Origin of the sequence: Mycolicibacterium komossense, assembly GCF_025822605.1 — a bacterium.
In the GTDB taxonomy this organism is placed as follows: Bacteria; Actinomycetota; Actinomycetes; order Mycobacteriales; family Mycobacteriaceae; genus Mycobacterium; species Mycobacterium komossense.
Window position 1 is genome coordinate 214,632 of sequence record NZ_JACKTY010000049.1, and the last position, 15,914, is coordinate 230,545.

General features: G+C 67.9%; 16 protein-coding genes. 5 read left to right on the forward strand and 11 right to left on the reverse strand.

Annotated elements, in window-relative coordinates; all coding sequences use genetic code 11:
- Positions 1-24 precede the first annotated feature (24 nt).
- Genes H7J73_RS30045 through H7J73_RS30065 form a run of 5 tightly spaced genes read left to right on the forward strand, consistent with a single transcriptional unit; the run spans position 25 to position 3,477 of the window.
- Complete coding sequence (locus H7J73_RS30045; protein WP_264071466.1) at positions 25-510, forward strand: LytR C-terminal domain-containing protein; 486 nt, start codon at positions 25-27, stop codon at positions 508-510.
- A gap of 9 nt (positions 511-519) precedes the next feature.
- Entirely contained in the window at positions 520-1,257 is a 738-nt protein-coding gene (gene sodC, locus H7J73_RS30050) for a superoxide dismutase[Cu-Zn] (RefSeq protein WP_264071467.1), read from the forward strand.
- On the forward strand, positions 1,214-2,386 hold the full coding sequence (locus H7J73_RS30055; RefSeq protein WP_264071468.1) for a glutamate--cysteine ligase: 1,173 nt from the start codon (positions 1,214-1,216) through the stop codon (positions 2,384-2,386). The genes sodC and H7J73_RS30055 overlap by 44 nt, the downstream gene beginning before the upstream one ends.
- A 22-nt stretch (positions 2,387-2,408) precedes the next feature.
- A complete protein-coding gene (locus H7J73_RS30060) occupies positions 2,409-2,813 on the forward strand; it encodes an RAD23 family protein (protein ID WP_264071469.1) in 405 nt (134 codons plus the stop codon).
- Between the two features lie 16 nt (positions 2,814-2,829).
- A complete protein-coding gene (locus H7J73_RS30065; protein ID WP_264071470.1) occupies positions 2,830-3,477 on the forward strand; it encodes an LON peptidase substrate-binding domain-containing protein in 648 nt (215 codons plus the stop codon).
- A gap of 88 nt (positions 3,478-3,565) precedes the next feature.
- On the opposite strand, the gene H7J73_RS30070 is transcribed toward H7J73_RS30065, so the two are convergent.
- The 11 genes from H7J73_RS30070 to H7J73_RS30120 all read right to left on the reverse strand — a co-directional run bounded on the left by H7J73_RS30070 (position 3,566) and on the right by H7J73_RS30120 (position 15,912).
- Positions 3,566-3,946, reverse strand: a complete 381-nt coding sequence (locus H7J73_RS30070; protein WP_264071471.1) for a monovalent cation/H(+) antiporter subunit G — start codon at positions 3,944-3,946, stop codon at positions 3,566-3,568.
- A complete protein-coding gene (locus H7J73_RS30075; protein WP_264071472.1) occupies positions 3,943-4,221 on the reverse strand; it encodes a monovalent cation/H+ antiporter complex subunit F in 279 nt (92 codons plus the stop codon). The genes H7J73_RS30070 and H7J73_RS30075 overlap by 4 nt, the downstream gene beginning before the upstream one ends.
- Entirely contained in the window at positions 4,218-4,772 is a 555-nt protein-coding gene (locus H7J73_RS30080) for a Na+/H+ antiporter subunit E (RefSeq protein WP_264071473.1), read from the reverse strand. Before H7J73_RS30080 ends, H7J73_RS30075 begins: the two co-directional genes overlap by 4 nt.
- Entirely contained in the window at positions 4,769-6,403 is a 1,635-nt protein-coding gene (locus H7J73_RS30085) for a Na+/H+ antiporter subunit D (protein WP_264071474.1), read from the reverse strand. The genes H7J73_RS30080 and H7J73_RS30085 overlap by 4 nt, the downstream gene beginning before the upstream one ends.
- Positions 6,400-6,864: a Na(+)/H(+) antiporter subunit C gene (locus H7J73_RS30090; protein WP_264071475.1), complete on the reverse strand. Its 465-nt coding sequence runs from the start codon at positions 6,862-6,864 to the stop codon at positions 6,400-6,402. The genes H7J73_RS30085 and H7J73_RS30090 overlap by 4 nt, the downstream gene beginning before the upstream one ends.
- Positions 6,861-9,758, reverse strand: coding sequence for a Na+/H+ antiporter subunit A (locus H7J73_RS30095; RefSeq protein WP_264071476.1), 2,898 nt, complete (start codon positions 9,756-9,758; stop codon positions 6,861-6,863). The genes H7J73_RS30090 and H7J73_RS30095 overlap by 4 nt, the downstream gene beginning before the upstream one ends.
- Positions 9,759-9,952: 194 nt before the next feature.
- Positions 9,953-12,190: an AAA family ATPase gene (locus H7J73_RS30100; protein WP_264071477.1), complete on the reverse strand. Its 2,238-nt coding sequence runs from the start codon at positions 12,188-12,190 to the stop codon at positions 9,953-9,955.
- A gap of 2 nt (positions 12,191-12,192) precedes the next feature.
- Entirely contained in the window at positions 12,193-13,044 is an 852-nt protein-coding gene (locus H7J73_RS30105) for a CDP-alcohol phosphatidyltransferase family protein (RefSeq protein WP_264071478.1), read from the reverse strand.
- Entirely contained in the window at positions 13,041-13,736 is a 696-nt protein-coding gene (locus tag H7J73_RS30110; protein ID WP_435405602.1) for a phosphatidylserine decarboxylase, read from the reverse strand. The genes H7J73_RS30105 and H7J73_RS30110 overlap by 4 nt, the downstream gene beginning before the upstream one ends.
- Positions 13,737-13,757: 21 nt before the next feature.
- A complete protein-coding gene (gene moeA / locus H7J73_RS30115) occupies positions 13,758-14,978 on the reverse strand; it encodes a molybdopterin molybdotransferase MoeA (RefSeq protein ID WP_264071479.1) in 1,221 nt (406 codons plus the stop codon).
- 10 nt (positions 14,979-14,988) lie between these two features.
- Complete coding sequence (locus H7J73_RS30120; RefSeq protein ID WP_264071480.1) at positions 14,989-15,912, reverse strand: SDR family NAD(P)-dependent oxidoreductase; 924 nt, start codon at positions 15,910-15,912, stop codon at positions 14,989-14,991.
- Between the last annotated feature and the right edge of the window lie 2 nt (positions 15,913-15,914).

The following is a 15,914-nucleotide window of genomic DNA, read 5'->3' on the forward strand; positions in this document are numbered from 1 at the left end:
GCGTCAGTCGATAGGGTGGGCCAAATGAACGAGCGCGTTCCCGACTCTTCCGGGCTACCTCTGCGCGCCATGGTGATGGTGCTGCTGTTCCTGGGTGTCGTCTTTCTGCTCGTCGGTTTTCAGGCGATGGGCTCGAACAACGACTCCAGCGACAACGACAACTCCGCGCCGACCGTCTCCACCTCGTCGGCCACCGCGGCGCCTGCGACCTCCGCGGTGACCCCGCCGCCCGAGGCGGCCAATACCGAGGTGCGGGTGTTCAACATCTCCGAAGCTGCGGGTGTGGCCGATCGCACCGCCACCCGCCTGCGTGACGGTGGCTGGAATGTCGCCGAGATCGGCAACCTGACCTTGCCCAACGTCACTGCCACCACGGTCTACTTCGGCACCGCCGAAGGGGAGCAGACCGCTGCCGAGGACGTGGGTCGACTGCTCGACGCGCCGGTCGAACCGCGCATCCCGGAAGTGGCGGAGCAGCCTCCGGGCGTCATCGTGGTGGTCACGGGTTAGGCTCTGCGCATGGTCAAGCCCGCCAACCTTTCCGTGCCCGCCAGTCGTTCGGTAAAGATCGCCGCTGCCGCACTCTTCGTAGTCCCGGTCGCGTTGTTGAGCGCCTGCAGTCCCAACGAGCCCGTCGCCACGTCGCCCGGCACCACCCCGTCGATCTGGACCGGGTCGCCTGCGCCGTCGGCCGAGTCAGGTTCCGGCCACGGTGTGGAGGGCAACAGTGGGGCCAACGCCAACAAGCTGGTCACGCCGATCAAGTCGGCGGACGGCACACAGGTCGCGACGGCGACCTTCGAATTCTCGCCGGGCTACGCGACGGTCACCGTTCAGACCACCGGCACCGGCAAGCTCGCCCCCGGATTCCACGGGCTGCACATCCACTCGGTGGGCAAGTGCGAGGCGAACTCGGTGGCTCCGAGCGGCGGCGCGCCGGGCGACTTCAATTCCGCCGGTGGACATTTCCAGGTTCCCGGCCACAGCGCCCACCCCGCCAGCGGCGATCTGGCCTCGCTGCAGGTGCGCGGCGACGGCTCGGCGATGTTGGTGACCACCACCGACGCGTTCACCGAGGACGACCTCCTGGCCGGCACCAAGACGGCGATCATCATCCACGAGAACGCCGACAACTTCGCGAACATCCCGCCGGAGCGCTATCAGCAGGTCAACGGAACTCCCGGCCCTGACGAGATGACGATGGCGACCGGCGATGCCGGTAAGCGGATCGCGTGCGGTGTCATCGGCAGCGGGTAGCTTCGCCGGCCACAAACCGGCGCATATCGACTTCGCCGGTTCCTACCGGCCGACGGTCGGTGTCGAATGGGAATTCGCCCTCGTCGACGCCAAGACTCGCGACCTGAGCAACGAGGCCGCCGCGGTGATCGCCGAAATCGGCGAGAACCCGCACGTACACAAAGAACTGCTGCGCAACACCATCGAGATCGTCACCGGCATCTCGGAGAATGCCGGCCACGCGATGGCGGATCTGGCCGGCACCCTGCACACCGTCAAGCAGGTGGTGCACGACCGCGGCATGGAGCTGTTCTGCGCGGGCACCCATCCCTTCGCGGAATGGGAGGCCCAGAAGCTGACCGACGGCCGGCGTTACGCCGAGCTGATCAACCGCACGCAGTGGTGGGGCCGTCAAATGCTGATCTGGGGCGTGCACGTGCACGTCGGGGTGTCCTCGGCGCACAAGGTGATGCCGATCATCACCTCGCTGCTCAACCACTACCCGCATCTGCTCGCCCTGTCGGCGTCCTCGCCGTGGTGGGACGGCGTGGACACCGGTTACGCCAGTAACCGGGCGATGATGTTCCAGCAGTTGCCGACCGCCGGGCTGCCGTTCCAGTTCCAGACGTGGCCTGAGTTCGAGGGTTTCGTGTCGGATCAGAAGAAGACCGGCATCATCGACCACATCAACGAAATCCGTTGGGATATTCGCCCTTCACCGCATCTGGGCACCATCGAAGTCCGGATATTCGACGGCGTCTCCAATATTCGTGAGCTCGGCGCCCTGGTCGCGTTGACGCACTGTCTGATCGTCGACCTCGACCGCCGACTCGACGCGGGTGAGGCACTGCCGCACATGCCGCCGTGGCATGTGCAGGAGAACAAGTGGCGCGCAGCACGTTACGGCCTCGATGCGGTCATCATCCTGGACGCCGAGAGCAACGAACGACTGGTCACCGAAGATCTCGACGAACTGTTGAACCGTCTCGAGCCGGTGGCCCGGTCGCTGAACTGCGCCGACGAACTGGCCGGCGTCGCCGACATCCCACGCCTGGGCGCGTCGTATCAGCGGCAGCGCCGGGTGGCCGAGGAACACGACGGTGACCTTCGCGCCGTGGTGGATGCCCTCGTCGAGGAATTGGATGTCTAGGCGGGGTATACGGAGCGTCCCGGTGGCGCTGTCCGGCCTGGCTGCCATCGCGGCGGTCCTCGTCGGCTGCTCCGAAACCATCTCCGGCACCCCGCAGGCCGATCCGGCGCAGGCCGGGATTCCTCTGTCACCCACAACCACTAGCCGCCCGTCGCGCACCAGCGGGCCGGCCCCCTCGGCCACGGTGCCGGCGGTCCCCACCCGCACCACCACACCGGGCGGTGTCGCGCCCGCGGGTACCGACGCCACCTGCGCCGATTTCGGCTCGATGGACGACGCCGCCAAACGGGCACTGTTGGTGCAGCTCGGCAAGGACAACGCGCTGATCGGACAGAATCCCGAGATGTGGGTTTCGATCGCCGATATGCTCTGCTCGATCACGAGCCCGACGGCATTGGTCAAAGACGTTGTGATGGGCAAGATGTGACCGTCATGGATCCGATGTGACGGGTACCCCGATGTTCCCGCTTGAGTCGGTGCTACTGCCCGGCGACGAACTGCCGCTGCGCGTCTTCGAACCCCGGTACTCGGCGCTGGTGCGGGACTGCCTGGCCGGTGAGCAGAAGAACTTCGGCGTGGTCCTGATCGAACGGGGTCGCGAGGTCGGCGGCGGCGAGACACGGTGCGACGTCGGGGTGACGGTCCGGATCGCCGAGTACGAGGATTACGGCGCCGGCCGCTACCGCCTGAGATGCCCGGTCCAGGAACGTATCCGGGTCGTCGAATGGTTGCCGGACGATCCCTACCCGCGGGCCGTCATCGAGGCGTGGCCGGATGAGCCCGGGCTGATCGGCGACGCCGAGATCAGTGATCTGGAGGACCGGATCTGGGCGGTGTTCGAGCGGATCGCCGAGGCGCGCGGGCTGGAACTCGGCGGGCGGGAGCTGCTGGTCGCCCCCGATTTCCCCGATGAGCCGGGAAAACGGTTGTACGCGTTGGCGGCTCGGCTACCGATGGGGGATGCCGACCGGTATGCGGTGTTGGCGGCGCCGTCGCCCATCCAGCGACTCGTCGCGATGCGGGAGGCCGTGGACACGGTGGCCGCTCTGGTGGAATTCCAGCTGTCATCCCCCGAAGACGGGCCGGACTAACTGTCTCGCTCCTCCGCATCGCTCGTGCCTCGCTCTGCATCGGTCCTCCGCATCGCTCGTGCCTCGCTCTGCATCGGTCGCTCGGAACTTAACTGTCTCGCTCCTCCGCATCGCTCGTGCCTCGCTCTGCATCGGTCGCTCGACCAAACTCGCGGATCTCGTCGACCGTCATCAGGTCGTCTCGGACGTTCTGCTCGCGATAGGCCAGCTGGCCGACCCGTTGCGCTACCACCGGAGCGGTGATCAGGGTGAACATCCCGGTCAGCACGATCATGCCGACGTCGATATTGCCGCGTAACCGGATCGCGGCCCCGGCCAGCACCAGCAGCAGACCGAGCACCTGCGGCTTGCTCGCCGCGTGCATCCGCGACAGGGTGTCCGGGAAGCGGACGATGCCGATGGCCGCGGTCAGCGCCAGCGCCGATCCGCCGAGAACGAGTACCGCGGAGACGATGTCGAAGGCGGTCATCGGGTGGTCCCGTCCTGCTCGGTGTCGCGCACGCGGAACCTGGCAACACTGACTGAGCCGACGAAGCTGATCAGCGCCAGCGCGGCCAGGCTGTAGGTGACAGTGGTGTCGAGGCTGTACGCCGCCCAGGTCCCGATCGCGCACATCGTGACGGCCACGACGGTATCCAGCGCGACGAGCCGATCCAAGGTGCTCGGCCCCGCCAGTAGCCGGAACATCGTGATGGCGCCTGCCGCGATCAGCATGACCGCGGCGATCACCCAGACCAGGGTCACGACTGCACCTCCGCGTCTTCCGGCTGATCGGGTGACTCGCTGGGCTGCCACTCGCCGTCGCGCTCAAATGCCTTGATCAGCAAGCGTTCCACCTGCTTGACCTGTTTATAGAAGTGGTTGACCGAACGCTCCGACCCGACGTCGATGACGTGGGCATAGATCAGCCGGCGGCGCTGGTCGATCTCCAGCACGATCGAGCCGGGGATCAGGTTGAAGATGTTGACCGCCAGCGCGAGCACCAGATCGGATTTGAGATTCAGATGTGCCCGCAGGACCGCATTCAGCGGCGGCGGCCCCGGCCGGATCGCCAGCCACGCCACCTGGGTACTGGACACCACCAGATACCAGCTCACCCGGACGATCAGATGCAACAGGCTGATCGGATGCACCTTGCCTTGCACCGGAACTGGCGGCAGCGGCAGCAGCACCGTGATGAGGAGGGCGATCGCCAGTCCGGACAGGATGTTCGCGACGGAGATGGTGCCCCACAAGAGGATCCAGACCAGCGTCAGCCAGACCAGCACCCAGACGCGCAGGGTGAACCGTCTCATGGGTGACCTCCCTCGGCTGCGGCGTGCACGGGGGCCAGCACTGCGGAGATGTACTCACCGCGGTCGAGCACCTGGTCGGCGGCGCGCTCCGCGTACCCGAAGATCGGCCCGGCGGCCACGGTCAGCGCCAGGCCGACCCCGAGCAGCGCCAGCGTCGGCACGACCATGCCGATCGGCATGCGACCCACGTCGTCGCGGTCGTCGAAGGCGATGTCTTCGGCATCGTCGAGCAGGGCCGACGGTGCCGATGCGGACAGTTCGCCTTCGGGAGCGTCGACCCGCGCCCGCCAGAACGCCTTCGTCCACACCCGTGCCACCACGTACAGCGTGAGCAGGCTCGTCACCACCGAACCGCCGACCAGGACCCACGCCAGCACCGACCCGTCCTCGGTGCCGGCTTCCAACAGGGCCACCTTGCCGATGAAACCCGAGAAGGGCGGGATTCCACCGAGATTGAGGGCCGGGATGAGGAAGACGAACGCCAACAGTGGGCTCGCGGCGGCCAGCCCGCCGAGGCGGCGCAGGGTAGACGCGCCCGCCTGACGCTCGATGAGGCCGACGACCAAGAACAAGGTGGTCTGGACGAGGATGTGGTGCGCCACATAGAAGATGGCGCCCGACATCCCGAGCCGGCTGGACAGGGCGATCCCGAACACCATGTAGCCGATATGGCTGACCAATGTGAACGACAGCAGCCGTTTGATATCGCTCTGGGCGATGGCTCCGAGGATGCCGACCACCATCGTCAGTAGTGCGGCAACCAGCAGCACCCGGTCGAGGCCGCCGCCGGGGAACAGCAGCGAGTGCGCGCGGATGATCGCATACACACCCACTTTGGTGAGCAGGCCGGCGAACACCGCGGTGACCGGTGCGGGGGCGGTGGGGTAGGAGTCGGGCAGCCAGGCCGAGAGCGGAAACACCGCGGCCTTGATGCCGAAGCCGACCAGCAGCACGGCGAACAGGGCGCTGCGGGTGCCGGAGCTGATGTCGTCGAGGCGGACCGCGAGCTCGGCCATGTTGAGCGTGCCGGTGGCCGCATACAGCAGCGCGATACCGAACAGGAAGATCAGTGACGACACCATCGACACCATGACGTAGGAGATGCCGGCGCGGACCCGCTCTTTGCTGGCCCCGATGGTCAGCAGCACGAAGCTCGCCGACAACAGCACCTCGAACCCGACGTACAGGTTGAACAGGTCACCGGCCAGGAAGGCGTTGCACACACCGGCGGAGAGCACCAGGTAGGTCGGCAGGAAGATCGATACCGGCTGCTTGTCGTCGCCGTCGCGGATGCCCTGACCGATGGCATAGAACACGACGGTCAGCAGCACGACCGACGAGACCACCAGCATCAGGGCCGAAAGCCGGTCCACCACAAGGGTGATGCCAAGCGGGCCCATCCCGGTTTCGCTCTGCCCCCAGCCGCCGACCTGCACCGCGATGGTGCCGTCGCGGTCAGCGAGGTACAGCAACGCCGCGCACACCACGACCACCGCGGAGAGGGCGATCAGGGTGATGACCCGCTGGGTGCGGGGCCGGCGGCCGGCCACCAGTGTGGCCGCGGCAGCGATCAGCGGGATGAGTACAGGCAACGGTGCCAGGATCTGTCCGTAATGGGCGGCGAGCGTCATCGGGACCCCTCGTGCCCGGGGAGTGCGTCGAGCTCGTCGGGGGCGTCGGTGTCGGGGAACACCTCACCGCCGTTCTCGACATCGTCGTCGGCGTCGTCATCCGACTGCTGGGACACCCTGGTGTCCTCGGGGTCGTTGTCGACCTCCTGGTCTGTGGTGAGCCGGTAGGACCGGTAGTTCAGCGCGAGCACGAACGCCGCGATACCCATCGTGATCACGATCGCGGTCAGGATCATGCCCTGCGCCAACGGATCTGCGGTGGTGGTCTCGCCGGTGCTGGTGCGGCCGCGCACGGGTGGATTGCCCGACGGGCCGCCGACGGTGAGGATCAGCAGGTTCAGGGCGTTGCCGATCAGTAACAGCCCCAACAACATCCGGGTCAGGTTGCGTTCCAGTAGCAGGTACACCCCGCAACTGGTGAGCGCGCCGATGAGCACGAGTGGTACCAGGTAGGTGGTCATCGGGCCACCATTTCTTCGTCGATGCGGGCGCCGAGGCTGCGCAGCACGTCGAGTACCAGGCCGACGACGATCAGGTAGACACCGAGGTCGAAGAACAGCGCGGTGACGAACTTGACCGGACCCAGCAGCGGGAGGTCGAAGTACACCACCGCCGACGACAACACCGGCGCCCCGAGGAACAGCGAGGTCACCGCTGTGACCGCCGACAAGGCCAGCCCGACGCCGAGGATCTTGCCCGCGTCCAGCGGCAGCGTCTCGCCGAGCTCATAGCGGCCGCCGGCCAGATACCGCAGCACCAGCGCCAGCCCAGCGGTCAGGCCGCCGGCGAAGCCGCCGCCGGGGGTGTTGTGTCCGGTGAAGAAGAAGTACGCCGAGAGCACCATGATCAGCGGGAAGATGATGCGCGTAGCCACTTCCAGGACCAGGGACCGATAGCGCGGGTCGCGGTACTCGCTGCCGCGCAACCAGGTGGTCTCACCGACCGCCGGGCTGTAGGCCGTACTTGCCGACGGCGCGAAAACCGGGCCGATATCGGGTTGGCCTGCGGGTTGGGTGATGGCCGGGACCCGCGGTGCCGTCCCAAACCGTTGATGACGGAACACCAGCGACGCGACGCCGGTGGCCGCGACCAGCAGCACCGAGATCTCACCGAGGGTGTCCCAGGCGCGGATGTCGACGAGCAGGACGTTGACAGTGTTGGCGCCGTGACCGCGGAAGTAGGCCGCGTCGGGCAGCAGATCGGCGATCGGCCGGCCGGTCCTGGCCGCCATCGCGAGACTGGCCAGCGTGGCGACCGTCGCACCCACCGCCAGCGCCAGCAGGGCCCGCGGCAGCCGGAAGCGCGCCATATTGGCCGCGTCGGCCTCGGCGGGCAGAGTGCGCAGCACCAGAACGAAGATCACCAGCGTCAGCGTCTCGACGAGGAACTGCGTCAGCGCCAGATCGGGGGCGCCATGGAACGCGAAGATGATGCCGCACCCGTAGCCGGTCAATCCCACCATCAGCACCGCCGCCAGCCGGTTGCGCAGCACGACGGCGCCGAGGGCACCCGCCACGATCAGCACACCGACGACCGGTTGCAGCGGCGAATCCCACAGCTCGAAGTGGGGGCGGTCGCGGGCGCCGAAGGCCAGCGCCCCGACCGGAAGCAGGACCAACGTCGCGAGGATGACCGACTGAGTGGCCGGTATCGAGCCGCGCTGGGTGGAGCCCGTCAGCCTGAACGCCACGAAGTCGAGGGCGCGCAGCGTCGCGTTGTAGAAGCGGTCGGCGTTGCCCAACGGTAGGTAGCCGACCTTCCTGAAGAACCCAGCGCGCGGCAGTCGGCGTCTGATGAAGAACACCGCGGTGCCCGCCGCGAGCACCAGCGCCGACAGCAGCAGGGGCAGGTTCCAGCCGTGCCACAACGCCAGGTGGTAGGTCGTTCCTCCCGGTATCGATTCGGCGTAGCCGTCGAGCGCGTGTTCCAGGACTCTGGGTACCAGGCCGAAAGCCAGCCCGGCCGCCGCCAGGACGGCCGGTGCGGTCAGGAAGGTCACCGACGGGCGGTGCAGGTCGGCCACCCGGTTGCTGGGCTTGTCCAAACCCTTGCGCGCGAATGCACCCCACAAGAAGCGCAGGCTGTAGATGGTGGTGAACACCGAGCCGACGACGATGACGCCCAGCACATAGGGGGCCGCAGGACCGAGCGAGGGGCTGTGCATCAGCGTCTCGAAATCGGCCTCCTTGGCCACGAAACCGAGGAACGGCGGCAGCGCGGCCATACTCGCCGTCGCACCCGCGGCGATCACGAACAGGGCCGGCGCACGCTTCCCCAGCCAGGCGAGCCGGCGGATATCGCGGGTGCCGGTGGCGTGGTCGATGATGCCGACCACCATGAACAACGCTGCCTTGAACATTGCGTGCGCGCACAGCATGGTCAGCCCGGCCAGCATCAGGTCACCGCCACCGGAGCCCACCAGGACCGTGATCAGGCCGAGCTGGCTGACGGTGCCGAACGCCAGAATGAGCTTCAGATCGTATTCGCGGATCGCCCGCCATCCGGCGAGCAACACCGTGGCCAGGCCGAGCACGACGATGACGGGTCGCCAGGGTGGGGCGTCGGAGAATCCCGGTGTCAGCCGCGCGATCAGGTAGACGCCTGCCTTGACCATGGCCGCCGCGTGCAGATAAGCGCTCACCGGGGTGGGTGCGGCCATCGCGCCGGGCAGCCAGAAGTGCATCGGCACGATAGCGGACTTGGAGAGCGCGCCGATCAGGACGAGGACGACGGCGACGTTGATCGGCATGCCGGACGGTGGGTGGGCGACCAGGTCCGACAGCAGGTAGCTGCCGCCGTACTGGCCGAGGATGATGATGCCGACCAGCATCGCCAGCCCGCCCGCGGTGGTGACCAGCAGTGCCTGGGTGGCGGCGCGACGGCTGGTGGCGCGTTCGGCGTAGTGCCCGACCAGCAGGAACGACAGCACGGTGGTGAGCTCCCAGAACAGGTAGAGCACCAGCATGTTGTCGCTGACCACCAGGCCGAACATGGCGCCGGAGAAGGCGACGAGTTCGGCCGCGAAGCTGGGCAGCCGCTTCTCGATGTGCCCGTCATGGTGATGGAAGTAGTCGGCGCAATAGAACAGGACGAGGGCGCCGATCCCCAGCACCAGAACGCTCATGATCGCGGCGAGGATGTCGAAGCGCAGGTCGATATCCATCGACAGCCCGGGAACCCAGCTGATCTTCAGTGCGTGGTCGTCGGCTTCGCCAGAAGGCCAGTTGGCCACCACCCATGTCAGCGACAACAACGGCACGAGTGACAACGGGTAGAACGCGGATCGACCCCACCGCTTGACAAGCAGCGGCGCGATGATCGCGGCGATCGCATGCGCGATCAGGACGGCAAGCATGGCACTCCGATGCGGTCTCGATGAGCGCTGGCGAAGGCGCACAACGGGGTGTCAGCCTCAACGGCTATGGGTGGGTGTGTGTGGTCAGTCTACGTGGGACGCTCGGCGCTCACGAGCGGACCGCCGACTGTGCAGGAAGTCGTTGAGAATTCGCCGCCTTGCTCTCATCGACAACCTGCACACTCGGCGCCAGATCACTGATTCTCCGAAAATGCCCTGAGTGCAGCCACCTGAACAGGATCCAGGGACGGGCGCACGTTCTGGCGGGCGGCTTGAACATCGGCGGCTGTCACGTCGGCGGCGTCGATCAACCGTCGCATCGCTGTCAGCGCGGCTTCCCGCAGCAACGCCACACAGTCGGCGGCGCTGTACCCGTCGAGCTCGTCGGCCACCGTATCGAGGTTGACGTCCGCTGCCAGTGGTATGGATTTGCCTGCAGTGCGCAGGATGTCGCGGCGGGCCTGCGCGTCGGGCGGCTCGACGAACACCAGCTTCTCCAGCCGGCCCGGCCGCAGCAGGGCCGGGTCGATGAGGTCGGGCCGGTTGGTCGCCCCCAGCACGACGACATCACGCAGCGGGTCGATGCCGTCGAGCTCGGTCAGCAGTGCGGCCACCACCCGGTCGGTTACACCGGAGTCGAAACTCTGCCCGCGCCGCGGCGCCAACGCGTCGATCTCGTCAAGGAACACCAGCGACGGCGCGGAATCTCTTGCCCTGCGGAACAATTCGCGGACCGCCTTCTCCGACGAGCCCACCCACTTGTCCATCAACTCGGCGCCCTTGACGGCGTGCACGCTCAGTCGGCCAGTGCTGGCCAGCGCGCGGACGACGAACGTCTTCCCGCAGCCGGGCGGTCCATAGAGGAGTACGCCGCGCGGCGGGTCGACGCCGAGCCGGGCGAAAGTGTCCGGATGCTGCAGCGGCCACAGCACGGCCTCGGTCAGCGCCTGTTTGGTGGCCACCATATCGCCCACGTCGGCCAGCGTGACCGAACCCACGGAGACCTCCTCGGTCGCCGAGCGAGACAGCGGCCGGATGACGGTCAGCGCTCCGGTCAGGTCGTCCTGGGTCAGCGTGGGGGGTTTGCCGTCGGCGCTGGCCCGCGCCGCCGCGCGCAGCGCCGCCTCCCGAACCAGTGCCTGCAGGTCGGCCACGACGAAACCGGGTGTTCGTCCGCCTATTTCGTCGAGATCGAGGCCCGTGGGTGGGTCGGTGGGGACCGAGCGCAGCAGCACCTCGAGTAGCTGTTTGCGGGTGGCGCCGTCGGGCAGGCTCAGGCCCAGTTCCCGGTCGCACAGATCGGGGGCCCGCAGTCGGGCATCGAGGGCGTCGGGCACGGCCGAGGTGGCGATGAAGGCCACCCCGCGAGTGGCGACTGCGGTGCGCAGTTCGGTGAGGATCAGGGTGGCCACCGGCTCGGGCGGCCGGTCCGGTGCCGACGGCAGCAACGCGTCGATATCGGAGATCAGCAGCACGCCGCGGCTCTCGCGCACCGAGGCCACCGCGGCCGCGACGGCGCCGAGCCGCTCCTGCGCTGCGAGCGCGCCGATCTCGGGCCCGTCGAGTTCGATCAGGCGCCGCTTGGCGCACACCACTCTGGCGAGGGTGGCCTTGCCTACCCCGAGTGGACCGGACAGCAGGACACCGAGATTGGCTGTCGCGCCAAGGGTTTCGAGCAACTGCGGCTCGTCGAGGGCAAGCTTGAGCCAGTCGGTCAGCTTGGCCGCCTGGGTATGGGCGCCCTTGAGGTCGTCGAATGTGATGGTGGGCCGGATACTTTCGGGGTGCGGCGTCGGTGGCTGAGACGTCGGGGTCTGAGACGTCGGGGGCTGCGGCGTCGGCGCGGTGGCTGGACCTTGGGCTGGGCCGGAGGCGATGCCGTTGCCCCAGTTGACCATCGAGTTGGGCTGGACGCTGACCGGACCGTCGGGGTCGGTACCGCTGACGGTCAGCAGTTCCGATGTCCAGGTGATCCCGACCGCCGTCGCCAGCGCCGCGCTGGCCGCCGATGTCGACGTGCCCGGGCCCAGGTCGCGGGGCAGTAGCGAGACGGTGTCACCGACGGTCATCACCTTGCCGAGCAGCGCCTGGCGCAGTGTCGCGGCGGACACCGAGCCGGTGGCCAGCTTCGAGCCCGCCAGCGTGACCGAACGGGCGCCCAGTACGGTCACGGGCGCGACGATCACGGTGGTGTCTTCGCGCAGACCCGCGTTCGACAGCGTCACATCGTCGAGCAGAGCGGTACCCGCGGGAACGTCGGCGCCGGCCAGCGCGACGACCGCGGCGGTGGTCCGTGAGCCCGTCAGTGACACGGCGTCCCATTCGCGCACGCCAAGGGCGGCAACGGCTTCGGGGTGCAGCCGGATGACGCCGCGCCGGCTGTCGAGCGCCGACGTGTTGAGCCGGGCGGTCAGACTCAGCTGCGCCGACACCGCTATCGGCCCGGCTTGCGCAGACCCAGCCGTGCCACCGATCGCCGGTTGGGCTGAGCACGCCGGATCGCCCGGCGCTGTTTCGGTTTCACGTCCCACGTTTCGGGTCGGGCGGCCACCCAGCGCTGGCTGTAGATCGTGAACGGCATGATGCACAAGTAGCCGACGATGATCAGCAGCACCAGCACATACGGGAACAGCAGAAGCCCGGCGGCTGCTGCCGCGACCAGAATGAGGAGGATCGGTGCCGCGTTCTCGGGGACGGAGATCGCCTTCAGTGCGATGGTCGGCACCCGGCTGACCAGCAGCGCGGCATTGGCGGCCAGCCATGCGCAGATGAACCAGTGCGACGTCCACCAGCCGTGACCGAACTGCAGCATGGCGACCAGCGGGCCGATCGCGCCGACGGCGCCGCATGGTGCGGGCATGCCGGTGAAGAACTCACGGGTGTAGGCGGGCCGGGTGTCATCGTCGAGTAGCGCGTTGAACCTGGCCAGCCGCAGTACCACGCATACTGCGTAGAGCAATACGAAGATCCAGCCGAGCTGCGAGTCCGGTAGCAGCGTCACGTAGATGACCAGGGCGGGCGCCACCCCGAAGTTCACCGCGTCGGCCAGCGAGTCGATCTCGGCGCCCATCCGCGACTGGGCGTTGAGCGCGCGGGCGATGCCTCCGTCGATACCGTCGAGGATCGCGGCGGCGCCGATCAGAGCCAGTGAGATCCACGGCTTCGCGTCGAGAGCGAACTTGATCGAGGTGAGGCCCGCACAGATGGCCAGTACCGTCGTCGCGCTCGGCAGGATCCGCAGGCCCCGCGACGGTGGCCGATCGCCGGCGGACTTCGGTTTGGTCACGGGAGCTCGGCGATGACGGTTTCGCCGGCCACCGCCCGCTGGCCCACGCTGACCAGCAGGTTGGCTCCCTCGGGCAGGTAGGTGTCCAGCCGTGAGCCGAATCGGATCAGGCCGTAGGTGTCACCGAGCGCGACCTTGTCGCCGACGTTCACATCGCAGACGATGCGCCGGGCGACCAGCCCGGCGATCTGCACCGCGACGACCTCCACACCCTCCGGGCTGCGGATGACGACGCTGTTGCGCTCGTTGTCGGCGCTGGCTGAAGGCAGATCGGCGGAGCCGAACAACCCGGGCCGGTGGACGGCGGCGATCACTTCACCGGCGATCGGGGCGCGCTGCACGTGAGCGTCGAAAACGGAGAGGAAGATGCTGATCCGAGGTACCGGTTCGGTGCTGCGGCCCAGCTCCGGCGGCGGTACGGCGTTCTCGATCAGGCACACCTGCCCGTCGGCCGGGGCCACCACCACCCCTGGCCGCGTCGGCGGCACCCGGTGCGGATGACGGAAGAACGCGGCCTGCGCACCCGCCGACACCAGGCCGACGGTGCGCAGCCATCGGTGATTGCGGCCGGCGGCGGCCAGCGCCAGGCTGGCGCCGACGAACGGCAGGCCGGCCGGATGCATCGGAGGGACCGTGGAGCGGACCAGCTCCATCAGATGTGAAGCTTCGGACGTGCGGGGGCGTCTGGCCACGCGGCCATTCTATGTAGACGACTAGCCCGATAGGTCCCACACCCGCACGGTTGCGCCCGCGTCGACCTCGGCAACGTCCTCGGGGATCTCCACCAGACAGTTCGCCGATGCGAGCCATCGCAGGTGATGCGACGCCGGCGGACCGTAGCTGGTGACCGTACCTGCCTCGGCATCGAGGACACCCCGCCGGAACTGGCGTTTGCCGTGTGGCGAGGTCAACTGCTCGGTCACGACGGCGGCCCGCACCGGTCGGTGGGTGCGGGGCAGCGCCATCGCGGCGCGCAGGGCGGGCCGGATGAACACCTCGAAAGACACCAGCGCGCTGACGGGATTACCGGGCAGCGTGATGATCGGGACAGCGCCGACATGGCCCGCGCCCTGGGGCATCCCGGGCTGCATTGCCACCTTGACGAACTCGACGGACTGGTCGTCACCACCGAGAGCGTCTTTGACCACCTCGTACGCGCCCGCGCTGACCCCGCCGGTGGTGATGATCAGATCCACCCCCGCTTTGTGCGCACCCACGTGTGCTGCGAGTGCGGCGCGGAACTCCTCGACGTCGTCGCCGGCCATCGGTGCCGCGACGACCTCGCCGCCGGCGTCGCGTACCGCGGCGGCGAGCATCACCGCGTTGGATTCGTAGATCTGCCCGGGCTCCAACGCTGTTCCGGACGAGACGAGTTCGGTGCCCGTCGACATCACCAGCACCCGCTGACGTGGCCGCACGCTGAGCTCACCGAGCCCGAGTGCGGCGGCCAAACCCAGCGCCGCCGGGGTGATGACCTGTCCGGCCCGCAACACCGTCGTCCCGGCGGTGACATCCTCGCCGGCGCGCCGCAGATGCTGGCCCTCGGTCGCGGTGCCGCGGATCTCGACGGTGTCGGTGCCCGCGTCGGTCAGCTCGACGGGGACGACGGCGGTCGCCCCGTCGGGTAGCGGCGCGCCCGTCATGATGCGGTGTGCGGTACCGGGTTTCAGCGTCAACGCATCGGTGCGACCCGCCGGGATGTCCTCGGCCACCGGCAATGTCACCGGGTGCTCGGCCGACGTCCCGACTGGAATATCCGAGGCCAATACCGCATACCCGTCCATCGCCGAGTTGTCGAAAACCGGCAGCGACATCGGGGCGGCCACATCCGCGGCCAGGACAAGCCCGAGCGTCTCGGATAGCGGCAGCGCCATCGCGGGACGCATCGTGATCAGCCCGGCGACGACCCGCTGGTGTTCTTCGACCGTACGCATGTCAGCGCTCTCAGACCGGGAACGTGACGCCGGTCAGCTCTTCGGAGACAGTCCAGAGTTTGTCCTGGATGCTCTCGTTGTGCGACTGCGCGGTCGACTTCACCAGCTTGGGGTTGCCACGCAGTTCCTGAAAGCCGTCGGGCCCGTAGTACTGGCCGCCCTGCACGGCGGGATCTGTGGCCGCGCGCAGCTGCGGAAGTGCGCCCATCTCCGCGGAGTTGAGCACCAGAGGGGCAATGAGGTTGTAGGCCGGCATCATCCAGCTGGGTGAATGGCGGGTCAGCTCGGTGTTGGAGACACCGGGGTGGGCGGCTACCGCGATAGTCGGTCCACCTTGAGCAGCGAGCTTGCGCTGAAGTTCATACGCGAACATCAGGTTGGCCAGCTTGGACTGCCCGTAAGCGGCGACGCGGTTGTAACTGCGCTCCCACTGAAGATCGTCGAAGTGGATGGCCGCCTGGATCCGGTGGGCGATGCTGGCCACGACGACCACCCGGGAACCTGGCACCGGCAACAGGTGGTCCAGGATCAGCCCGGTCAACGCGAAATGGCCGAGATGGTTGGTGCCGAACTGCAGCTCGAAACCGTCCTTGGTGGTCTGGCGTGGCGAGGGGTACATGACGCCGGCGTTGTTGATCAGCAGGTCGATGCGCGGGTAGGCGGTCTTCAGTTCCTCCGCAGCGGTGCGCACCGACTGCAGGGAGCCCAGGTCCAGCGGTTGCACCTTCACATCCGCCCGCGGGCTCAGACCGACGATTTTCGCCGCGGCGGCCCGACCCTTCTCGACGTCGCGGACCGCGAGCACCACGTGTGCGCCGCGAGCGGCCAGCACCCGCGCGGTTTCATAGCCGAGGCCGGTGTTGGAGCCGGTGACGATGGCTACCCGGCCACTCTGATCGGGAACATCGGCTTCGGTCCACTTGTTGGCGGTCATGG